At 70.3% G+C, this 20,839-nt stretch carries 18 protein-coding genes; 4 read left to right on the top strand and 14 right to left on the bottom strand.

What is annotated here, in order from left to right; all coding sequences use genetic code 11:
• Positions 1–181 precede the first annotated feature (181 nt).
• From argF to EO081_RS12040, 3 genes are all read right to left on the bottom strand, one after another.
• Entirely contained in the window at positions 182–1,108 is a 927-nt protein-coding gene (gene argF, locus EO081_RS12050) for an ornithine carbamoyltransferase (protein ID WP_129342144.1), read from the bottom strand.
• A gap of 90 nt (positions 1,109–1,198) precedes the next feature.
• A complete protein-coding gene (locus EO081_RS12045) occupies positions 1,199–2,389 on the bottom strand; it encodes an aspartate aminotransferase family protein (protein ID WP_129342143.1) in 1,191 nt (396 codons plus the stop codon).
• 129 nt (positions 2,390–2,518) lie between these two features.
• Positions 2,519–3,361, bottom strand: a complete 843-nt coding sequence (locus EO081_RS12040; protein WP_129342142.1) for an ABC transporter permease — start codon at positions 3,359–3,361, stop codon at positions 2,519–2,521.
• Between the two features lie 68 nt (positions 3,362–3,429).
• Here EO081_RS12040 and EO081_RS12035 point away from each other — a divergent pair, with 68 nt between their 5' ends.
• From EO081_RS12035 to EO081_RS12020, 4 genes are all read left to right on the top strand, one after another.
• Entirely contained in the window at positions 3,430–4,146 is a 717-nt protein-coding gene (locus tag EO081_RS12035) for a GcrA family cell cycle regulator (RefSeq protein ID WP_129342141.1), read from the top strand.
• A 79-nt stretch (positions 4,147–4,225) separates the two neighbouring features.
• Positions 4,226–5,230 (top strand): alpha/beta fold hydrolase, encoded by a 1,005-nt coding sequence (locus tag EO081_RS12030; RefSeq protein WP_129342140.1) that lies wholly within the window; start codon positions 4,226–4,228, stop codon positions 5,228–5,230.
• A gap of 51 nt (positions 5,231–5,281) precedes the next feature.
• Entirely contained in the window at positions 5,282–7,264 is a 1,983-nt protein-coding gene (gene parE / locus EO081_RS12025; RefSeq protein WP_129342139.1) for a DNA topoisomerase IV subunit B, read from the top strand.
• Between the two features lie 115 nt (positions 7,265–7,379).
• On the top strand, positions 7,380–8,732 hold the full coding sequence (locus EO081_RS12020; protein ID WP_129342138.1) for a serine hydrolase: 1,353 nt from the start codon (positions 7,380–7,382) through the stop codon (positions 8,730–8,732).
• A gap of 294 nt (positions 8,733–9,026) precedes the next feature.
• Here the strand turns inward: EO081_RS12020 and tatC are convergent, their stop codons facing one another.
• From tatC to ftsZ, 11 genes are all read right to left on the bottom strand, one after another.
• On the bottom strand, positions 9,027–9,803 hold the full coding sequence (gene tatC / locus EO081_RS12015; RefSeq protein ID WP_129342137.1) for a twin-arginine translocase subunit TatC: 777 nt from the start codon (positions 9,801–9,803) through the stop codon (positions 9,027–9,029).
• Complete coding sequence (gene tatB / locus EO081_RS12010) at positions 9,800–10,216, bottom strand: Sec-independent protein translocase protein TatB (protein ID WP_129342136.1); 417 nt, start codon at positions 10,214–10,216, stop codon at positions 9,800–9,802. The genes tatC and tatB overlap by 4 nt, the downstream gene beginning before the upstream one ends.
• Positions 10,217–10,269: 53 nt before the next feature.
• Positions 10,270–10,551, bottom strand: a complete 282-nt coding sequence (locus EO081_RS12005) for a twin-arginine translocase TatA/TatE family subunit (RefSeq protein WP_129342135.1) — start codon at positions 10,549–10,551, stop codon at positions 10,270–10,272.
• A 30-nt stretch (positions 10,552–10,581) separates the two neighbouring features.
• On the bottom strand, positions 10,582–11,160 hold the full coding sequence (gene scpB, locus EO081_RS12000; RefSeq protein ID WP_129342134.1) for an SMC-Scp complex subunit ScpB: 579 nt from the start codon (positions 11,158–11,160) through the stop codon (positions 10,582–10,584).
• Complete coding sequence (locus EO081_RS11995) at positions 11,157–11,885, bottom strand: segregation and condensation protein A (protein ID WP_129342133.1); 729 nt, start codon at positions 11,883–11,885, stop codon at positions 11,157–11,159. The genes scpB and EO081_RS11995 overlap by 4 nt, the downstream gene beginning before the upstream one ends.
• Before the next feature lie 215 nt (positions 11,886–12,100).
• Positions 12,101–13,108, bottom strand: a complete 1,008-nt coding sequence (gene nagZ / locus EO081_RS11990; RefSeq protein ID WP_129342132.1) for a beta-N-acetylhexosaminidase — start codon at positions 13,106–13,108, stop codon at positions 12,101–12,103.
• A gap of 217 nt (positions 13,109–13,325) precedes the next feature.
• A complete protein-coding gene (locus EO081_RS11985) occupies positions 13,326–14,072 on the bottom strand; it encodes an SPOR domain-containing protein (protein ID WP_129342131.1) in 747 nt (248 codons plus the stop codon).
• Complete coding sequence (gene argS / locus EO081_RS11980) at positions 14,072–15,796, bottom strand: arginine--tRNA ligase (RefSeq protein WP_129342130.1); 1,725 nt, start codon at positions 15,794–15,796, stop codon at positions 14,072–14,074. Before argS ends, EO081_RS11985 begins: the two co-directional genes overlap by 1 nt.
• Positions 15,797–16,022: 226 nt before the next feature.
• Positions 16,023–17,192 (bottom strand): deoxyguanosinetriphosphate triphosphohydrolase, encoded by a 1,170-nt coding sequence (locus tag EO081_RS11975; protein ID WP_129342129.1) that lies wholly within the window; start codon positions 17,190–17,192, stop codon positions 16,023–16,025.
• The gene (locus EO081_RS11970; RefSeq protein WP_129342128.1) at positions 17,189–19,159 is read right to left on the bottom strand and encodes a tetratricopeptide repeat protein; all 1,971 of its coding nucleotides are present in this window, start codon (positions 19,157–19,159) and stop codon (positions 17,189–17,191) included. Before EO081_RS11970 ends, EO081_RS11975 begins: the two co-directional genes overlap by 4 nt.
• A gap of 139 nt (positions 19,160–19,298) precedes the next feature.
• Positions 19,299–20,795: a cell division protein FtsZ gene (gene ftsZ, locus EO081_RS11965; RefSeq protein ID WP_129342127.1), complete on the bottom strand. Its 1,497-nt coding sequence runs from the start codon at positions 20,793–20,795 to the stop codon at positions 19,299–19,301.
• Between the last annotated feature and the right edge of the window lie 44 nt (positions 20,796–20,839).

Raw genomic sequence — 20,839 nt, 5'->3', positions numbered from 1 at the left:
AGCCGCGCGCGTTCGGCAACTGCGGCTAGTCTTCCTACCGGGAGCCGAAGACGTTCATCTCCGCCGCTCGTCCTGAGGTGCCATTGGCTGAAGTCGAATTGGCGTATCGAAGGATGCTTCGATACGGAGATTCGACAAGCTCAGCCCCTACTCAGCACGAACGGTGATGAATGCGGGCCGCTCAGCCGACCTGGCCGAAGCACCAGCGCAGCACCGACTTCTGCGCGTGGAGGCGGTTCGCGGCTTCCGGCCAGATCAGCGATTGCGGGCCGTCGATCACTTCCGGCACCACTTCCTCCCCGCGGTGCGCCGGCAGGCAGTGGAGGAACTTCGCGTCCGGCTTGGCCGCGGCCATCAGCGCCTCGGTCACCTGGAAGGGCGCCATGGCCGCGAGCTTCGCGTCGGCATGGGCCTGGCCCATCGAGATCCAGGTATCGGTGACGATCACGTCGGCGCCGGCCACCGCCTCCAGCGGATCGCGGCAGACGCGCGCGCGGGCGCCCGCCGCCTCCAGCACCTGCGGCGCCGGGTCGAACCCCTCCGGACAGGCGGCGACCACGTCGAAGTGCATCAGCGCGCCCGCCTCGATGATCGAGTGGAGCACATTGTTGCCGTCGCCCAGCCAGGCCCATTTGCTGCCCGGCAGCGCCTTGCCCGCTTCGATCACGGTCAACAGGTCGGCCATGATCTGGCAGGGGTGCGAATCGTCGGTAAGGCCGTTGATGACGGGCACGGTCGCATAGGCCGCCATCTCCTCCAGCTTCGCATGGTCGTCGGTGCGCACCATGATGGCGTCGCAATAGCCCGAGAGCACGCGCGCGGTGTCGGCGACCGTCTCGCCCCGGCCGAGCTGGCTGGTGCCGCTGTCGAGGATCACCGCGCTGCCGCCCAGCTGGCGCATCGCCATGTCGAACGACACCCGGGTGCGGGTGGAGGATTTCTCGAACACCATCGCAAGCGTGTGGCCGGCGAGCGGCGCATCGGCGTCCGGACGCCCCTTGGGAAAGCCGGCGCGGGCCTGCTTGCGATCGAGGGCGTCCGCGAGCATCGCGGCGACGCCGTCGGCACCGGCGGAGGAGAGGTCGAGGAAGTGGCGGGTCTGGGTCATGGCAAAGGCCCTTGGCTGCCGCGCCCGACGGCCGCACTCGGAACGAGGCGGACCGGCGGAGCGGAGGGAACGGTATTCAGGCGGTGCGGATCAATCGTCGGCGACGGGCACGAAGGTGCGCGCGCCGGCGGAGAGCTTTTCCACCGCCTCGGCGATGTGGCGCTCGTCGATCACCAGCGGCGGCAGCACGCGCACCACGTTGCCGCCGGCCGAGACGGTCAGCAGCTGGTGGTTGTCGCGCAGGTGCGCCACGAACTCGCGCGCATCGGCCTTGAGCTTGATGCCGAGCATCAGCCCCTTGCCGCGAACCTCCTCGAAGAGATGGTCGTGGTTGGGGATCATCTGCTCGAGGGCCGAGCGCAGGCGCTCGCCCATCGCCTTCACATGATCGAGGAAGCCGGGCTCCAGCATCACGTCGAGCACGGCCTGGCCTGCCGCCATCGCAAGCGGGTTGCCGCCATAGGTCGAACCATGGGTGCCGAACACCATGCCCTTGGCCGCTTCCTCGGTCGCAAGACAGGCGCCGAGCGGGAAGCCGCCGCCGATGCCCTTGGCCACCGACATGATGTCGGGCCGGACACCATATTGCTCGTGCGCGAAGAAGGTGCCGGTGCGGCCATAGCCGCACTGCACCTCGTCCAGCACCAGCAACAGGCCGTGCTCGTCGCACGCCTTGCGCAGGCCCTGGAGGAACTCCGGCGTGGCGGCCATCAGCCCGCCCTCGCCCTGGACGGTCTCGACCAGGAAGCCGGCGGTCTCGTCATCGATCCTGGCGAGCGCGCCCTCCAGGTCGTTGAAGGGCACATAGTCGAAGCCGGGCAACAGCGGCTCGAACCCGTCGCGCATCTTGGGCTGGTCGGTCGCGGAGATCGCGCCGAGCGTGCGCCCGTGGAAGGCATTCTGGAAGGTGATGAGCTTGTGCCGCTCAGGATTGCCGTTGGCGTAGTGATAGCGGCGCGCGGTCTTGATCGCGCACTCCACCGCCTCGGCACCCGAGTTGGTGAAGAACACCGTGTCGGCAAAGCTGTTGTCGACGATACGCTGCGCCAGCGCCTCCCCCTGCGGGCTGCCGTAGAGGTTGGAGACGTGCATCAGCGTCGCCGCCTGGTCGGCGATCGCCTTCACCAGATGCGGGTGGCCGTGCCCGAGCGCGTTCACCGCGATGCCGGCCGCGAAGTCGAGGTAGCGGGTGCCGTCTTCGCTGAAGAGATAGCAGCCCTCGCCTCGCACCGGGCGCACGCCGCACCGTGGGTAAACGGGCATGAGCGCGGTGATCGACATCGAACTGCCTCCTTCAGGCTAGGTGGAAAAAGCTCCAGAAACGCGAAAGGGCGGCCCAGCCAGGCCGCCCTTCCGATGCTTTACGCGCGACCGGCGAGGCCGGTCAACACCAAGGCTGGCGCACGGGCGTCAGCTCTTGGTCTTCCAGCCGGTCGCGAGCAGCCGGTAGGCGATGATGGCGAGCAGCACGTCCACCCCCAGGATCACCAGGCTGCCGAGCAGCACGGGCGAATCGGCAGCGCCGATGAAGCCGTAGCGAAAGCCCGAGATGATGTAGAAGAAGGGGTTGGCGTGGCTGATCGCCTGGAAGGTCGGCGACAGACGCTCGACCGAATAGAAGGTGCCGGACAGGAGCGTGAGCGGGCCCACCACGAAGTTCTGGACCGCGGCGGCATGGTCGAACTTCTCCGCCCAGATCGAGGTGAGCACGCCCACCAGCGCCAGGAACACCGAACCGAGGAAGCCGAACCACAGGATCGCCCAGAGATGCTGCGGGGTGACGTGCACGCCCGGCCACAGCGCCATCGCCAGCCAGACCGCGCCGCCCACCAGGAACGCGCGCGTGACCGCGCCGCCGGTCAGCGCCGCGAGCAGCTCGCCGGTCGAGAGCGGCGGCATCAGATAGTCGACGATCGTGCCCTGCATCTTGCCGACCAGCAGCGAGAAGCTGGCGTTGGCATAGGCGTTGGTGAGCATGCCCATGACGATCAGGCCGGGGGCCAGGAAATCGGCAAAGGCGACGGTGCCGCCGCCGACCGGAACCGCCCCGCGTGCCCCCAGCGCGGTGGTGAACACCACGAGGTACAGGAGGGTCTGCACGGCCGGTGCCCAGATCGTCTGGAGCTGCACCTTGAAGAAACGGCGCACCTCCTTGATATAGAGCGCACGCAAGCCGCCCCAGTTGACGTTCCGGATAACCGGAACACCGGGGTCGGAAATCCTGTTTTCGGATGCGAGGGGCTGATCGGCCATGGGTGCCGCCTAGTCGCTGGCGCCGCGGGCCGCAACCCGCACCGGAACCGAGTGGGGAACGACGACGAATGAGTTGGACCGAGGAACGCATCGCCACGCTGACCAAGATGTGGGAAGCCGGGCAGACGGCGAGCCAGATCGCGGAAGAGCTGGGCGGGATCAGCCGCAATGCGGTGATCGGCAAGGCCCATCGGCTGGGGCTGCAGTCGCGTCCTTCGCCCGTTCGCGCCAATGATCCGGAAGCCAAGAAGGCCGCCGCAGCAGCCCCGGCCGCGCCCGTGGCCGCGCCGGCCGAGCCGCCGGCGCCCAAGCGAGTCGAAGCGTCGCCGCCGCCTGCTCCCGAACCGGTGAAGCCGGAGCCGGTACGCGCGCCCGAGCCGGTGCGCGCTGCCGCGCCGGAACCGGCCGAAGAGGACGACACCGCACCGGCAGCCGAATCGCGGCCCCAGCCGACGCTGCGTTCGGTCGGCCCGGGCGGCTTCCTGCGCCAGAACCCGGGCGAGAACAGCGCGCCGATCACGCCCGCCCCGCCGCGCCGCCTGGTGCCGGCGCGCCCCAGCGAGGCAATCGCCGGCAAGACCACGCTGCTCGACCTCAACGACCGCATCTGCAAGTGGCCGATCGGCCACCCGGGCGAGCCGGACTTCCACTTCTGCGGCGACAAGGTGAACCCGGGCTTCCCGTACTGCGTCGAGCATTGCGGCCACGCCTATCAGGCGCAGCTGCCCCGCCGCGACCGGCGCCCGCCGCCACCGCTGCCCTATGGCGGCCCGCGCGTCCGCTGAGGCAGAGCACGAAACACGGATCGCCCTGGAACCCCGTTCCGGGGCGATCGCATTTTGACGGGGCGGCGAGGAGGCGAGGATGCGAACTGCAGGCTGGATGATCGCGCTGGCGCTGGCGGGAGCGCCGTTCCCGGCCCTCGCCCAGTCGAAACCCGGTTTCGGGGCGAACCTGGAGCGGTTCGACTATCCCTATCCGGTCCGCTGGTTCGAGACGCGCGCGCAGAACGAGGCGGTGCGCATGGCCTATCTGGACGTGGCCCCGACTGCGGCCGCGAACGGCACCACCGTCGTGCTGCTCCACGGCAAGAACTTCTGCGCGGCCACCTGGGGCGAGACGATCGGCGACCTGGCCGCACGCGGCTATCGCGTGATCGCGCCCGACCAGATCGGCTTCTGCAAATCGTCCAAGCCAGTGGGCTTCCAGTACAGCTTCCACGCGCTGGCGAGCCTGACGGCGGCGCTGCTCGACCGTGCGGGTGCCGGGCGGGTCGTGCTGGTCGGCCATTCGACGGGCGGCGTGCTCGCGACCCGCTTCGCCCTGCTCTACCCCAAGCGCCTGTCGCAACTGGTGCTGGTCAATCCGCTGGGCCTGAACGACACGCTGGCGGAGGGCGTGCCCTATACGCCGCTCGACGGCCTGCGCGCCGAGGAGGCGAAGACCGACGCCGGCTCGATCAAGGCCTATCAGCTGCGCAACTATTACCATGGCCAGTGGCGTCCGGCCTATGACCGCTGGGTGGCGATGCTCGCCGGCCAATATGCGAGCGCCGAGGGCGACACGGTGCGCGAAGCCCAGGCGCGGCTTTCCGACATGATCGAGACGCAGCCGGTCGCGGCCGAGCTGCCGCGCGTGGCGGTGCCGGTCACCCTCCTGATCGGGCAGCTCGACAAGACCGCCTTCCGCGCCAACACCGCGCCCGAAGCGGTGCGAGCCAAGGTGCGCACGGTGCCGCAGGCGGCGGAGACCGCGGTGAAGGCCTTCCCCAACGCGCGGCTGGTGCGGCTGCCCGCCCTTGGCCACTCGCCGATGGTCGAGGATCCCAAGGGCTTCCACCTCGCGCTCGCCCACGCGATCCGGCACTGAACATGGGCAGCGTGCTTTGCGCTGGGGTCCCCCGCGTACTATAGCTGTTCCATGGCAGAAGACCTGTTCGCATCCCCCTCCTCCACCACCGCGACCAACAGCTACGACGCCTCGTCGATCGAGGTGCTCGAAGGGCTGGAGCCGGTGCGCCGCCGGCCCGGCATGTACATCGGCGGCACCGACGAGCGCGCGCTGCACCACCTGGCGGCCGAAGTGCTCGACAATGCGATGGACGAGGCCGTCGCCGGCCACGCCAACCGCATCGAGGTGACGCTGGAGGAAGGCAATCGCCTGACCATCGTCGACAACGGCCGCGGCATCCCGGTGGACCCGCACCCGCGCTTCCCCGATAAGTCGGCGCTGGAGGTGATCCTCTCGACGCTGCACTCGGGCGGCAAGTTCACCGGCAAGGCCTATGCGACCTCGGGCGGCCTTCACGGCGTCGGCATCAGCGTGGTGAACGCATTGTCGTCCGACACGGTGGTGGAGGTGGCGCGCGACCGGCAGCTGTATCGCCAGCGCTTCGCCCGCGGGCAGACGCTGGGGCCGCTCGAGAAGGTCGGCGCGGCGCCCAACCGGCGCGGCACCTCCGTCGCGTTCACGCCCGACACCGAGATCTTCGGCGACATGCTGTTCAAGCCAGCGCGGCTGCACAAGCTGGTCCGCTCCAAGGCGTATCTGTTCGCGGGCGTGGAAATCCGCTGGCGCTGTGCGCCCTCGCTGATCTCCGACGACACGCCGGCCGAAGCGGTGTTCCAGTTCCCCGGCGGTCTCGCCGATCACCTCCGCGAGCAGGTCGGCGCGCGCGAGTGCGCGACGTCCGACTTCTTTGCCGGCGCGCAGGAGTTCCCGGACGCGCAGGGCCGGGTCGAATGGGCGGTCGCCTGGCCGCTGTGGAGCGACGGCAGCTACAGCTGGTACTGCAACACCATCCCGACGCCGGACGGCGGCACCCACGAGCAGGGCCTGCGCCAGGCGCTGGTGCGCGGCCTGCGCGGCTTCGGCGAGCTGGTGGGGCAGAAAAAGGCCAAGGACCTGACGCCCGACGACGTGCTCACCGGGTCCGAAGTGATGCTGTCGGTGTTCATCCGCGATCCGCAGTTCCAGAGCCAGACCAAGGACCGGCTGACCTCCCCCGACGCCACCGCGCTCGTCGAAAAGGCGGTGCGCGACCATTTCGACCATTATCTCTCCGACAACATGGAGCGCGGGCGCGCGCTGCTCGGCTACGTCCTGGAGCGGATGGACGAGCGCCTGCGCCGCAAGCAGGAGCGCGAGGTCAAGCGCAAGACCGCGACGTCGGCCCGCAAGCTGCGCCTGCCGGGCAAGCTCACCGACTGCGCCGCCGACGATCCCGCAGGTACCGAGCTGTTCATCGTCGAGGGCGACTCGGCCGGCGGCTCTGCCAAGCAGGCGCGCGACCGCAAGACGCAGGCGATCCTGCCGATCCGCGGCAAGATCCTGAACGTGGCGTCTGCTACCAGTGCCAAGATCCTGGCCAACCAGGAGATCGCCGACCTGATCCTCGCCATGGGCTGCGGCACGCGCAAGGACTGCGATCCCAGCCAGCTGCGCTACGAGCGCATCGTCATCATGACCGACGCGGACGTCGACGGCGCGCACATCGCGACGCTGCTGATGACCTTCTTCTTCCAGGAAATGCCGGATCTGGTGCGGCGCGGGCACCTCTATCTGGCGCAGCCGCCGCTCTATCGCCTGACGGTCGGGGCCAAGAGCCTGTACGCCCGCGACGATGCGCATCGCGCCGAGCTGGAGCGCACCGCGTTCAAGGGCAAGAAGGTCGAGGTCGCGCGCTTCAAGGGCCTGGGCGAGATGAACCCGATGCAACTGCGCGAGACCACCATGGATCCCAAGACGCGCTCGATGATCCGCATCACCCTGCCCCAGGAATATGAGGAGCGCGCAGGGGTGAAGGACTTGGTCGATCGGCTGATGGGCAATAATCCCGCCCACCGCTTCGCCTTCATCCAGGAGAATGCGGCACGGCTGGACGAAGAAGTCATCGACGCCTGAAAAGCGCGTGACAGCCGAAGGGACCGGTTGATAGCCTCCCGCCCGGGAGTTCTCAGGGGACGGGCGATGGGGCAGGCGACGGGTACGATCCGGACGATGCGGTACGGACACTGAGATGCGGCCTCCCCTGCTGCGCCGCGTCGCCCTGGCCACCGCGTTGGCATCCGGAACGCCGCTCGCCGCGCAAGAAGCGCCCGCTCCTGCCCCTGAGGCGCTGGCGGTGACGGCGTCGTCGGAGTTGCGGCAGCGGGCCGAGGCGCTGGGGGCGGCGATCGCGGGGAGCATCCCCTATGACCGGTATTTCGCGCCCAGCTTTCGGGCCGCGATCCCCGAGGCGGCATTCCGGCAGGTGCGCGACCAGCTGACGGGGGGTCTCGGCAAGCCGACACGCCTCGAGGCGCTGGTGGCGCGTACGCCCCATGTCGCCGACTTCCGCCTCGGGTTCGAGCGCGGAACGGCGGTCGGGCAGATTGTGGTCGATCCCGCGGCGCCGCACCTGGTGACCGGCCTCCGCATCACCGGCAGCGAACCGCGTGAGGCGCCGGAGGCGAGCGTCCAGGCGGTGGTCGATGCGATCCGGGCGTTGCCCGGTGCGACCGGCTTTGCGCTGGCGCGGCTGGAGGACGGCGGCCCCGTGCATCTGGTGGCGCACGATTCTGCCACGCCGCTCGCGATCGGATCGACCTTCAAGCTGGTGATTCTGGCGGAGCTGGTGCGGGCGACGGCTGCCGGCGAGCGCGGGTGGGACGACACCGTGGCCTTGGACGGCAGCCCACTTCCTGGCGGAGGCTATACGGGCAGGCCAGCGGGGACGCACGTTTCGCTGCGCGAGCTGGCGACGCAGATGATCTCCGTCAGCGACAATTCGGCGACCGACATCCTGCTGCGCGCCCTGGGGCGCGACAGGGTGGAGGCCATGCTGCCGGTGATCGGCATCCGCGACGCGCGTGGGCGCAATACGCCGTTCCTGGGCACGTTGGAGGCGTTCAAGCTCAAGGGTGTGGAAGGCGGTGCGCTCGGGCAGCGGTGGGAGGCGGCGGATATCGACGGCCGCCGTGCGCTGCTGGACGGAGCGGTCGCGCAAGCACCGGTGTCGACGATCCCGGCCTCGCTGTTCCAGGATCGCAAGCCGATCCGGATCGCGACGATCGAGTGGTTCGCCTCCGCCGACGACCTGCTGCGGGTGATGGACTGGCTGCGGCGCAATACCGAAGGGCCCGCCGGGGCGGACGCGCGGGCGGTGCTGTCGAGGAACCCCGGCATCGCGCCGGCGAACGCCGCACGCTGGGACTGGGTGGGCTACAAGGGCGGGTCGGAGCCCGGCGTGGTCAACATGACGCTGCTGATGCGTGCCCGGTCCGGCGGCTGGGTGGCGATGGCGGCGAGCTGGAACAACCCGCAAGCCGCGATCGACGAAGCGCGCTTCATCGCGCTGATCAACAAGGCGGCGGCATTGTCTGCGCCCTGAAGGGCCGAACCGCGGGAGCCGAAGCGGATCTGCGCGCGGATCCCTAGGCCAAGGGATATTCCCGAAGCCATACTCCTGCGCAGGCAGGAGCCCAGGGTTCCGAACGCCATCGGCCGTTGCTCTGCTCGGCCCTGGATCCCTGCCTTCGCAGGGGTACGGTGGCGCGGTTGGCACCGTCACCTGAGGTCACCCCGTTGCGGCGCCTCCGGGGGGCTGCTCACTTCGCGATCGTCCCCCAGCTGGGCCCCGGCCATGGCCGGGGTACTGGAGGTGTGCGGAACGCCTTCCGGCAGCTCAGGCCTTTGCCTCGTCCTCTTCCTCGGGCGGGGCGTTGCGGGCGCGCTTGCGCTCGGTGAACCAGATGCCGATCAGCGCGATCTCGTAGAGCAGCACCAGCGGAATCGCGAGCAGCATCTGCGACCAGACGTCCGGAGGCGTCAGCACCGCCGAGAGCGCGAAGGCGGCGACGATCGCGTAGCGGCGGGCGCTTACCAGCTGCGTGCGCGTGACGATCCCGGCGAGCTCCAGCAGCATCAGCAGCACCGGCAGCAGGAACGCGAGGCCGAACGCGAACAGGAACTGCATCACGAACGACAGGTAATTGGCGACGGAGGGCAGCGCCTCCTGCTGCACGCCGCCCAGATTGCCCTGGTAGCCGAGCAGGAAGTGCAGCGCGACCGGAATGGTGACGTAGTAGGCGAGCGCCGCGCCCATCAGGAACAAGACCGGCGTCGCGAGCAGGAACGGGAACAGCGCCCTCTTTTCCGACCGGTAGAGGCCCGGGGCGACGAACTGCCACAGCTGGTTCGCGATCACGGGGAAGGACAGCATCATCGCCGCGAAGAAGGCGACCTTCACCTGGACGAAGAAGCCTTCGAAAATCTGAGTGAAGATGATCCGCTTCTGCCCGGCCGCCAGCAGCGGCTGGACCAGGAAAGCGAAGATCTGTTCGGAGAAATAGAAGCAGGCGCCGAACGCGATCGCGATCGCGATCAGCGAGTAGATGAGGCGCTGGCGAAGCTCGATCAGATGGTCGAGCAGCGGTGCCTGGCTGTCGTCGATATCCCTCACGACGGCGCCTTTCCATCCAGTGCCGGCGGCTGTGCCGGGCGATCGTCCTCACCCGCCGGCTCGACATGGGGCTTTTCGACCAGGACGGGCGCGTCCTGCGCGTTTTCGGGGAACGGCGCCGTGTCCGCTGCGTCCGCTTCAGGGGCGGCGGGGCTGGCGGTGTCCGCGGCCGGGAGCGCCGGATGCTCGCGCAGGATGCGGGCGTTTTCCTCCGCCCACTTCTTTTCCATCTCGGCGAGTTCCGCCTCGCGCACCATGGCATCGAAGCCGGAGCGGAACTGGCGCGCGACGCCGCGCGCCTTGCCGACCCAGTGGCCGACGAAGCGCATTGCCTTGGGCAGGTCCTTCGGGCCGATCACCAGCAGCGCAACCACGGCCACCAGCATCAGCTCGGTCGGAGCGATATCGAACATTCAGCGCCCGTTCGCGTCGAGGGGCGCGCCGGGCGCGCCCGCAAAGGTCAGGATCAACGGTCGTCGAGCGGACGATCGGCCTCGCGAACCGGGTCGCGCGCCGGCTCACGCGGTGCGACCACTTCGCCGTCCGGGCTGCGGGTGACCTCGTTGCGCTGCTCCAGGCGCGAGGGGCGCGCGGGCGGAAGATCGTCGTCTTCCTCGGCCATGCCCTTCTTGAAGCTCTTCAGTCCCTTGGCGACGTCGCCCATCATGTCGGAAAAGCGGCCCTTGCCGAACAGCAGGAGCACGATGATCCCGACGATCAGCCAATGCCAGATGCTAAGACCGCCCATTGTCACTCTCCATTACGCGTTGGCGCTCACTTAGTCGCTCTCGTCGCCGCTTTCTAGTTCGCCCGCAAGGGCAACGTCGATCGGATCGAGCAGGCCGGCGGCGCGAAGGTCCTCCATCCCCGGCAGATCGCGCCGCGTGCGAAGACCGAAATGGGTCAGGAATTCGGGCGTTGTCGCATAGGTGAGCGGCCGGCCCGGCACTTCCCTGCGACCGGCGGGACGCACCCAGCCCGCCTCCATCAGCACGTCGATGGTGCCCTTGGCCACCTGCACGCCGCGAATCGCCTCGATCTCGGCGCGGGTGACCGGCTCGTGATAGGCGATGATCGCCAGCGTCTCGATGCCGGCACGCGACAGGCGGCGCGGCTCCTCGCGATCGCGGCGCAGGAAGCGGGCGAGATCGGGCGCGGTCTCGAAATGCCAGCGGTCGCCGCGGCGGACGGGCGCGATGCCGCGGCCGGCGTAGTCGGCGACGAGCTGGTCGAGCGCGCGCGGCACGTCCGCCCCTTCCCCCACATAGGCGCGGATCGCGGCGACGCTCATCGGCGAGTCGGCCGCGAACAGCACCGCCTCCACCGCGCGCACCAGTTCGTCGGGTGCCGTGCTCATCGGATCGCCCGGATGCGGAGCGGTGCGAAGGGGGCGCTCTGCTCGAGCTCGACCCTACCCTGGCGCGCCAGTTCGAGCGCGGCGAGGAAGCTGGAGGCAAGCGCGGAGCGGCGGAAGGCGGTGTCGGCATCCTCGGGCAGGAAGCGTTCGAGCACCGTCCAGTCGACCTGGGTGCCGAGCATCGCCGACACCCGCTCGATCGCGGTCTCCAGCGTCATCACCGGGCGATGCTGGACGATGTGGAGCACCGGGCGGGTGCGCGCGCTCACCCGGCCGTAGGCGGCGACGAGGTCGTAGATCTCGGCCTGCCAGATCGTCTGGCGCAGCACGCGCAGCCCCTCTGGCGCGCCGCGCGGGAAGACGTCGCGGCCGATGCGGTCGCGCGCGAGCAGCCGGGCGCCGGCCTCGCGCATCGCGTTCAGCCGTTCGAGGCGGAGTTGGAGGCGGAGCGCCAGTTCTTCCGGGTCCGGCTGCGCTTCCGGATCGCGGGGGAGCAGCAGCGCGGATTTGAGAAAGGCAAGCCAGGCGGCCATGACGAGGTAATCGGCGGCGAGCTCCAGCTTCAGCGCGCGCGCCTGCTCGACATAGGCGAGATACTGCTCGACGAGCTTCAGGATCGAGATCTCGCGCAGGTCGACCTTCTGCGTGCGGGCGAGCGCCAGCAGCAGGTCGAGCGGGCCTTCCCAGCCCTCGACCTCCACCGTCAGCGTGTCGTCCGTTTCCATGGGGGTGTTAGACAGGGTCGGCGTGCGGATTGCCAGAGGGGGATGCGTCCTCCGCGTCCGAGGATCGCAGGTGGGTGACTTAGCGTACACCCTCGTACCCCGGCGGAAGCCGGTCCCCAGTTGGGGTGTGCTATCGGGGGCTGCGCTCCCTTACCGCGCCATCCCAACTGGCCCCGGCCTTCGCCGGGGTACGACGAAGGAGCTGCGGGTCTGCGTCAGGCGAGGGCCAGGAGAGCGTCGCGCTTTTCCAACAGGGGAGCGATGTCGGCCGCCTCGGCAGGGCGGGTAACGCTCGCCATGGCGCGGTCCAGTCTCGCGCGGCTTTCGGGCGCGATCTCTCCCAGTCGCCCGGCGATCTCCACCATCTCGTCCATCCGCGCCCAGCAGTCGAGCACCAGGTCGCAGCCGGCCTCGATCGCTGCCGCCGCCTTCTCGCCGGCGGTGCCGGACAGCGCCTTCATGTCGATGTCGTCGGTCATCAGCAGCCCGTCGAAGCCGATGCGGCCACGGATCACCTCACCGATCACGGTCGGCGACAGGGTGCCCGGGCGTTCGGCGTCCCAGGCGCGGTAGACGACGTGCGCGGTCATCCCCATCGGCGCGCCCGCGAGCGTGCGGAACGGTGCGATGTCGCGATCGAGTGCCGCGGCATCGGCATCGACGACCGGCAGCTCGAGGTGGCTGTCGACCACCGCGCGGCCGTGGCCGGGCATGTGCTTGACGATGCCGACCACGCCGGCGCGGGCGAGGCCGTCGAGCACCGCGCGGCCGATCGCCGCCACTTGCAGCGGATCGGCGCCATAGGTGCGCTCGGCGACGGCGGCGGTGGTGTCGGGCTGGCGCACGTCGAGCAGCGGCAGGCAATCGACGGTGATGCCGACCTCGGCAAGCGTATGGCCGATCGCCTCGGCATTGGCGCGCGCCGCTTCGATCGCGGAGGCAGGCGCCACGTCCCACAGCCGTGCGAAGGCGGCGCCGGCGGGAAATGCCGGCCACTCGGGCGGCTTCATGCGGGATACCGCCCCGCCCTCCTGGTCGATCAGGATCGGCAGGTCGTCGCGGCGGGTGAGCGTCCGCAACGAATCCGTCAGCGCGCGCAGCTGCGGGCGATCGACGACGTTGCGGCCGAACAGGATGAAGCCGGCCGGCTCGGCCTCACGGAAGAAGGCGGCTTCGTCGTCGGTGAGGGCGGGGCCGGACAGGCCGAAGATCACGGGCTTCATGGCCGCTGCCTAGCGGCTCGGGGCCGCGAAGAGAACAGGGGGAAGTGCGCGCAGCCGCCGAGGCGCCGGGTGCGAAAGTCACACCAACTTCTCCTCTCGCCATCCTGACGAAAATCAGGATCCATCGCCGCTACGCCTGGAGTCGCAAGCGCAGCGCGTCTGGATGCGGACCTTCGTCAGCATGACGAGGAAGGCAGACTGTCGCGCGTGACCCGGGTCAACGGGCGATGTAGCAGCCTTCGCCGGCGAGCTTGAGCTTGCCGCACAGTTCGCCGGCCTTGGGAGCGTCGCCCGCGTCGACGCGCAGCCGGTAGACGGTCTTGCCGTTCACCTCGGCCTGTTCGATCGAGGGGGTGAGCGGGGCGAGATAGCCGAAGCGCTTGGTGAGCCGCTGCCAGCTGCTGTTGGCGACGCTCGCCTGGGGGAAGGAGCCGAGCTGGACCACCGAGCCGGATGCCGTGCGGACCGGGGCCGCTGCCGCCTGGCGGGCGGGGGCCCGGGCCTGGAGCTGGCCGGCCGAGGCCGGAACGGCTGCCACCACCTTGGGCGCACCCTCGGACACGGTCGCGGCGGGCGCTGGTGCCGGTGCCGCCTGGCCCAGGACCGGCGCCTCGGGCACCTTGCTCAGGTCGACCGTTGCGGCGCCCGCGTCCCGGCCTTCGCTGGTGGCGAAGACAGTGTCGCCGGTGCCTTCCACTTCCATGCCGCCGGGCTGGTCGGGCTTCACCTTGTACGGGCCCTTTTCAGCGGTGATGATCGCGCCGTTGCCGCCGCCGCCCGTCACGTTCGCGCCGAAGTTGAGCGCCGCCCAGACGACGCCGCCGAGTACGGCGAGGCCGACCAGGACGAGCAGCAGCACCCGCCACAGCGAGGCGGTCGCCTCGGGCGGGGGCTCGACGCTCTCAAGCCACGGCAGGCGATCCTCGTCGCGTGCGTGCATGCCCGTCGCCAGCCGTTCGGCCATCAATGCATCTCCTCGACGGCCTCGACGCCCATCACGGCGAGCCCGTTGCGGATGATCTGCCCGATTGCGTCGGCGAGGAAAAGCCGCGCGCAGGTGAGCGCCGGATCGTCGGGCTGGAGCGTGCGGCGCGACGGATCGTCGTTGCCCATGTTCCAGGCCGCGTGGAATTCGGCCGCCAGATCATAGAGGTAGAAGGCGATGCGATGCGGCTCGCGCGCCGTCGCCGCGGCTTCCGCGACGCGCGGGAACTGGGCGGCACGCTGCACCAAACGCAGCTCCGTCGTGTCAAGCCGGGACAGGTCGACAGTGTCGCACTCGATCCCCGCCTCCCGCGCGCGCCGGTGCAGCGAGGCGACTCGCGCATGGGCGTACTGGACGTAGAAGACCGGATTGTCCTTCGACGCCTCCACAACCTTGGCGAAGTCGAAGTCCATCTGGGCATCGGCCTTGCGGGTCAGCATGGTGAAGCGGACGACGTCCTTGCCGACTTCCTTCACCACGTCTGCGAGCGTCACGAAGTTGCCGGCGCGCTTGGACATCTTCACCGGCTCGCCCGCGCGCAGCAGGCGCACCATCTGCACGAGCTTCACGTCGAAGCGGGTCTTGCCCTCGGTCAGCGCCTGGACCGCGGCGACGATGCGCTTGACGGTGCCGGCGTGGTCGGCGCCCCAGATGTCGATCAGCTGGTCGGCGGTCTGCGCCTTCTGGAAATGATAGGCGAGGTCGGCGCCGAAATAGGTCCACTGGCCGTTGGACTTCTTGATCGGGCGATCCTGGTCGTCGCCGAACTGGGTCGAGCGGAACAGCGGCAGCTCGACCGGCTCCCAGTCCTCGGGCGTCTCGCCCTTGGGCGCTTCCAGCACGCCGTCGTAGACGAGGCCGCGCTCGCGCAGCCACGCCTCGGCCGCCTCGGGCTTGCCGGCCGCCTGGAGCTCGGCTTCCGACGAGAACAGGTCGTGGTGGATGCCGAGCAGCGCCAGATCGTCCTTGATCATGACCAGCATGGCGGCGACGGCTTCGCGGCGGAACATCGCGAGCCACTCGCCTTCAGGCGCGTCGACGAAGCGGGCGCCGTGCTCGGCTGCGAGCTTCTCGCCGATCGGCTTGAGATAGTCGCCCGGGTAGAGCCCCTCGGGGATCTCGATCGTCTCGCCGAGCGCCTCGCGGTAGCGCAGGTGCGCCGAGCGGGCGAGCACGTCGACCTGGCCGCCGGCGTCGTTGACGTAATATTCGCGGATCACCTTGTGCCCGACGAACTCGAGCAGGCTGGCGAGCGCGTCGCCCACCACCGCGCCGCGGCAATGGCCCATGTGCATCGGGCCGGTGGGATTGGCCGAGACATATTCGATGTTGACGGTGGTCCCCGCCCCCATCGTCGAGCGGCCATAGTCGCCGCCCGCCTGGATGATGCCGCGCAGCTCGTCGCGCCAGGTGTCGTCGGTCAGCGTCAGGTTAATGAAGCCCGGGCCCGCCACCGAGACTTCGGCAACGGCATCGAGCTTGCCGAGCTCGGCGGCGATCTTTTCGGCGAGCGCGCGCGGATTGGTGCGCGCGGGCTTGGCCAGCACCATCGCGGCGTTGGTCGACAGATTGCCGTGGCTCGCGTCGCGGGGCGGCTCCACCGTGACGGCGCGTCGTTCCAGCCCCTCGGGCAGGTCGCCCGACGCGACCAGCGCATCGAGGGCGGCATCGAGATGGGCGGCAAAGCGTGCGTACAGCGTCATGGGCGTTCCGGTGGTGAAAATCAGGCGCGGCTCTAGAGCAGTTTTCGATCCGCTTGAACCATCATCCGCACGAAAGTGGCATGAAGGGCCTGGGCGGTGCTGCGCAGGTGCCATCGCCGTGCTCCCGCGCAGGCGGGAGCCCACGGTATCGGGCGCAACGGCCGGTATCCTGCTTGGCCCTGGGTTCCCGCCTGCGCGGGAATACGACGCTAAGCTGCGGCCCTCCCTAGAACCCTTCCGGCAAGCTCAGATCCCCCACCAGCTCGCGATAACGCGCGATGGCGAAGCGGTCGGTCATGCCGGCGATGAAGTCGGCGATGTGGCGGCTGCGGCCGGGCTCGTCCGCGGGAAGATCGGTGCCCCAGCCGTCGGGCAACAACGCCGGGTCGTCCCGATAGGCGGCGAACAGACCCGTCACCACCGTGCGCGCCGCATCCGCGGCCGCAAGCTGCGAGGGGTGGTGGTAGAGGTTGGCGTACATGAAGCGCTTGAGCGTGCGCTCCTGCTCGCGGACCTTGTCCGAGAAGCCTACGAGGCAGCGGCCGCAGGCGCGCACGTCCGCGACGCTCTGCACGCCGCTGTCGGCAATGCGGCGGCGCGTCTCGGCGATCAGATCGTTGACCATGGCACCGATCTGCGCGCGGATCAGCTCGCCCACCAGCCGATCGGGCGGGTCGTCGGGGAATTGCGCGCGCACCTCGTCCCAGCGCTCGGCGACGATCCCCACCGCCAGCATCTGATCAAAGGTCAGCAGCCCCGCACGCAGGCCGTCGTCAATGTCGTGGTTGTCGTAGGCGATGTCGTCGGCGAGGGCTGCGACCTGCGCCTCCAGCGACGACCATTCGCCCATGCGCAGGGGAAAGGCGGCGTCGGCCTCGGCCAGCGCCCAGCCGGGGCGGCGGACCGGCCCGTTGTGCTTGGCGAGCCCCTCCAGCGTGTCCCAGGTGAGGTTGAGCCCCCGCCAGCGCGGATAGGGGCTGTCGAGCAATGTCAGGGTGCGCAGCGTGTGGCCGTTGTGGTCGAAGCCGCCGGCGCCCATCAGCGCGTCCTTGAGCGCATCCTCGCCGGCATGGCCGAACGGCGGGTGGCCGATGTCGTGCGCCAGGCACAGCGCCTCGGTCAGATCCTCGTTCAGCCCCAGTGCGCGGGCGATCGCGCGGCCGATCTGCGCGACCTCGAGGCTGTGGGTCAGACGGACGCGGAAATGGTCGCCGTCCGGCGCCATGAACACCTGCGTCTTGTGGCGCAGGCGCCGGAAGCTGATCGAGTGGATGATGCGATCGCGATCGCGCTGGAACGCGTCGCGGGGGCCGCGCGCCGTCTCGTTGCCCTCGTCGTGCAGGCGTCCGCCGTGCGCCCGAGGGTCCGCCGCCCAGGGCGCCTGTTGTCTGGTCACTTGGGAAGCTGCTCGATCTTCTGTCCGGGTTCGCTGGTCCAGGCAAAGGCGGAAAGGCCCTGCTTGGCGAGCGTGTTGACGAAAGCCTGCGCCTCGTCGTCGGTCTTGAACGGCCCCACCAGCAGCCGATTGGTGGCACGCAGCGGCGTGGTCCACGCCTGCCGGCCCTTGAGCGCCGCCGCCTTGGCGCCCAGCGCGCGATACGCCTTCGGCAGGTCTGCCTTGTTGGCGCCGCCCGCAACCTGCACCCAGGCGCGCGCGGGATCGCGCTTGGCGGGATCGGGCTTGGCCGGCGCCTTCGTCTTGGCCTTCGCGGTCGCCGCCTTGGGATCGTCCTTTGCCGCCGTCTTGGCGCTGCCGGGCTTTGCGGCGGCTTCCTTGACCTTGGCTGTCGGCTCCTTGGCGGCAGGCTTTTCGGGCTCGCGCGCCGCGGCAGCCTTAGCAGGCGTCGGCTTGGGCTCGGGCCGGGCGGGCTCGACACGAACCGGGGGCGCAACGGGGACCGTCGCCGCAGGCGTCACCGGTGCGGGGGCGGGCGCGGCGGAGGGCAGCGGCGCGACACCCAGCTCGGTCGCCGGGATCGTGAGGTTGCGGATAATGGTCGCAAGCGTGGTGTCGGTGGCAGCGGCGGCGGCATCGCTGCGCGCGGGCGCCGGCGGCTGGGGGGCGGAGGCAAGCTGCACCGGCGCGGCGGCCGCGGCGTCGCGCGCTTCCCGGGCGGCGGCGGCGGCAGCAGCCCGCTGCGCATCGGCGAGGCGCGCGGCCTCCGCCAGGCGCTGTGCCTCGGCGAGCCGGGCAGCCTCTGCGGCACGCTGCGCCTGGGCGACGCGTTCGGCTTCTGCCCGGCGCGCGGCTTCTGCAGCGGCCGCGGTGCGGGCCGCCTCGGCCGCGCGCGCGACCTGGGCGAGGCGGGCGGCTTCAGCGGCACGGGCGGCTTCGGCCACGCGCGCCGCCTCGGCGACGCGATCCGCCTCCGCCTTGCGGGCCGCGGCGAGCTCGGCCTCGCGCTGGCGGGCCTCGGTCTCGCGGCGGGCGGCGGCCGCGGCGGCGCGGCGCTCCCGCCCGGAGAGCTTGCGGGGGCGCGTGGCCGTCTGCACCGGCTGCACCGGCGTGGCCGCCGCCGCGACGGCGACCGGCGCCTCGGCACGCGGTGCCGGCACGATCGGGGGCGCGAGCCGAGCGTCGGCGATGCGGGCGGGCGTGGTTCCCAGGCGACCGAAGTGCACGGCAAAGGCGCGATCGGCGGGCGAAAGCGACGGCAGGCGGCGGAAGAAGGGCGCGAGCTGGGTGCCGAAGCCCGGGAGCATGGTGGCGGCGATCCGGTCGGCACCGGCCGCATCGCCCTGCATGGCAAGGACGCAGGCGTGGACGCGCCACGCCGCACGGTCGCTCTGGCGGAGCAGCGGGTCGAGCAGCTGGTTGGCGGCGCGCACGTCGCCGGTGATGCCGAGCGACAGCGCGAGGCGGCGGACGATCTCGTCATCCTGCTCGGCCGAAAGCGCGAGCCGGTAGTCGCGCTGCGCATTGGTGGGATAGCCGAGCAGGTCGAAGGCGAGCCCGCGGTCGGCCGCGAAATAGCGCGCCGCGAGGCCCGCGCGTTCGGCCGCGGCGAAGAGGCGCATCGCCTCTCCCGGTCGCTCCATCGACAGCAGCGCGGAGGCGCGTCCTGCGAGCACGCGCGGATCGCCGGGCGCCACCTTCTCGGCGCGGGCGAAGAACTGCACCGAGGCCTCCGGGTCGCCGAGGCGGGTGCTCAGCCGGCCCGCCTCGATCAGGGCGTTGAGGTCGGTCGGGCTGGTTGCCAGGATCCGCATCTGTTCGGACAGGCGGTCCGCGTTCGGGGTCGGCTGCTGGACGATCGCCTGGCCCCATGCGGGTTGAAGGCTCGCCTGCGCCAGGGCGAGGCAGGAGGCGGCGAGCAGCGTTGGCAGCAACGCCCCGCGACCGGTGGTCGGGAAACGGTTCATGGGTGCAGCCATCTTAAGAGCGGAGGCGGAATACGGAAAGCTGCGCCCCGCGCACCGGGCGACCAGACGATACCCTCAGGGGACGAACTGCGTCCGGAGGGATGGCCGGGCGCCCCAGGGAGGCGCCCGGCCACCAGCCTTATTGGTTGTTCTGGCGGTGCAGGAAGCGCGGGATGTCGAGCGGCTCCTTGGCCGTCTCCTCCCCGCGCGCCGGTGCGCGGCCGGCGTTCGCCATCCGCTCGAACAGCGTACCGCCCGGACGGCTGCGGCCGCTTCCCTGCTCCTCACCGGCCGGCGCCTCGGTGCCCGGGGTCAGCCAGCGACGGCGCGCCTCGAAACCGGGACGCGGCTCGTCTGCCGACGGCTTGGGTGCCGGGGCCGGCGCGGCTGCCTGCTGCGGGACCATGGTGTCCGCGCCGAGCACCAGCTCGTCATCCTCGACCGGCGGCTGCGGCGCGGGCTGGGCTGCCTGGACCGGCTGCGGAGCGGCGACCGGCTGGGCCTGGGGTGCTGCCGCCTGCGGTACCGGCGCGGGCTGCGGTGCCGGCTGGACCGGAGCCTCGACGGCCTGCGGCTCGCTTGCCGGAGCGGGACGACGGCTGCCGCCGAAGGAGAAGGAGGTGCGCGCCGGCTCGGCAGCGACTGCAGCCGCTGCCTGCTGCGCGGGCGAGCTTGCCTCTATGCCGGTGGCGACCACCGACACGCGGATCTTGCCTTCCAGCTCCGGGTTGAACGCCGAACCCCAGATGATGTTGGCGTCGTCGTCCACCAGCTCGCGGATGTGGTTCGCCGCCTCGTCGACCTCGAGCAGGCGCATGTCGTCGCCGCCGGTGATCGAGACGATCACGCCCTTGGCGCCGTTCAGCGACACGCCGTCAAGCAGCGGGTTGGCGATCGCCTTCTGCGCGGCCTCGATGGCGCGGCTGTCGCCCTCGGCCTCGCCGGTGCCCATCATCGCCTTGCCCATCTCCTGCATCACCGAGCGGACGTCGGCGAAGTCGAGGTTGATGAGGCCGGGCATGACCATCAGGTCGGTGATGCCGCGCACGCCCTGCTGCAGCACCTCGTCCGCCATTTCGAACGCCTGCTTGAACGTCGTGTTGGCGTTGGCGATCAGGAACAGGTTCTGGTTCGGGATGACGATCAGCGTGTCGACGTACTTCTGAAGCTCCTCGATCCCGGCGTCGGCCGAGCGGGCGCGCTTCTTGCCTTCGAACGAGAAGGGCTTGGTCACGACGCCGACGGTCAGGATGCCCATCTCGCGCGCCGCCTTGGCGATCACCGGCGCTGCACCGGTGCCGGTGCCGCCGCCCATGCCGGCGGCGATGAAGCACATGTGCGCGCCCTGCAGCGCTTCCTGCACCTGCTCGATGGTTTCCTCAGCCGCGGCACGGCCGATCTCGGGCCGGCTGCCGGCGCCCAGGCCCTGCGTGATCTTGACGCCCAGCTGGATGCGTTGCGGCGCTTCCGACTGCTTCAACGCCTGCGCGTCGGTATTGGCGACCAGGAACTCCACGCCCTGCACGTCGGCGCGGATCATGTTCGCGATGGCGTTGCCGCCCGCCCCGCCGACGCCGATCACCGAAATGCGCGGCGTCAGATCGTCGAGGTCCGGCGGAAGAAATTCGATGCTCATTCCTGATCTCCCGAAGCGGGCCGGCCGCTGGCCAGCAACCGCCT

Source organism: Sphingomonas desiccabilis (assembly GCF_004135605.1).
Lineage (GTDB): Bacteria > Pseudomonadota > Alphaproteobacteria > Sphingomonadales > Sphingomonadaceae > Sphingomonas > Sphingomonas desiccabilis.
The sequence above is the reverse complement of the archived record's forward strand: the minus strand, read 5'-3'. Positions and strand labels throughout refer to the sequence as shown.

Excerpts from the sequence above, each read along its gene's own strand:
- EO081_RS11995 (WP_129342133.1), bottom strand. The coding sequence starts at position 11,885 with ATGGAAACGGACGACACGCTGACGGTGGAGGTCGAGGGCTGGGAAGGC.
- tatB (WP_129342136.1), bottom strand. The coding sequence starts at position 10,216 with ATGTTCGATATCGCTCCGACCGAGCTGATGCTGGTGGCCGTGGTTGCG.
- EO081_RS12020 (WP_129342138.1), top strand. The coding sequence starts at position 7,380 with ATGCGGCCTCCCCTGCTGCGCCGCGTCGCCCTGGCCACCGCGTTGGCA.
- argF (WP_129342144.1), bottom strand. The coding sequence starts at position 1,108 with ATGACCCAGACCCGCCACTTCCTCGACCTCTCCTCCGCCGGTGCCGAC.
- EO081_RS11985 (WP_129342131.1), bottom strand. The coding sequence starts at position 14,072 with ATGGCCGAACGGCTGGCGACGGGCATGCACGCACGCGACGAGGATCGC.
- EO081_RS12005 (WP_129342135.1), bottom strand. The coding sequence starts at position 10,551 with ATGGGCGGTCTTAGCATCTGGCATTGGCTGATCGTCGGGATCATCGTG.
- EO081_RS12040 (WP_129342142.1), bottom strand. The coding sequence starts at position 3,361 with ATGGCCGATCAGCCCCTCGCATCCGAAAACAGGATTTCCGACCCCGGT.
- nagZ (WP_129342132.1), bottom strand. The coding sequence starts at position 13,108 with ATGAAGCCCGTGATCTTCGGCCTGTCCGGCCCCGCCCTCACCGACGAC.
- EO081_RS12030 (WP_129342140.1), top strand. The coding sequence starts at position 4,226 with ATGCGAACTGCAGGCTGGATGATCGCGCTGGCGCTGGCGGGAGCGCCG.
- parE (WP_129342139.1), top strand. The coding sequence starts at position 5,282 with ATGGCAGAAGACCTGTTCGCATCCCCCTCCTCCACCACCGCGACCAAC.
- EO081_RS12045 (WP_129342143.1), bottom strand. The coding sequence starts at position 2,389 with ATGTCGATCACCGCGCTCATGCCCGTTTACCCACGGTGCGGCGTGCGC.
- EO081_RS12035 (WP_129342141.1), top strand. The coding sequence starts at position 3,430 with ATGAGTTGGACCGAGGAACGCATCGCCACGCTGACCAAGATGTGGGAA.
- ftsZ (WP_129342127.1), bottom strand. The coding sequence starts at position 20,795 with ATGAGCATCGAATTTCTTCCGCCGGACCTCGACGATCTGACGCCGCGC.
- argS (WP_129342130.1), bottom strand. The coding sequence starts at position 15,796 with ATGACGCTGTACGCACGCTTTGCCGCCCATCTCGATGCCGCCCTCGAT.
- EO081_RS11970 (WP_129342128.1), bottom strand. The coding sequence starts at position 19,159 with ATGAACCGTTTCCCGACCACCGGTCGCGGGGCGTTGCTGCCAACGCTG.
- scpB (WP_129342134.1), bottom strand. The coding sequence starts at position 11,160 with ATGAGCACGGCACCCGACGAACTGGTGCGCGCGGTGGAGGCGGTGCTG.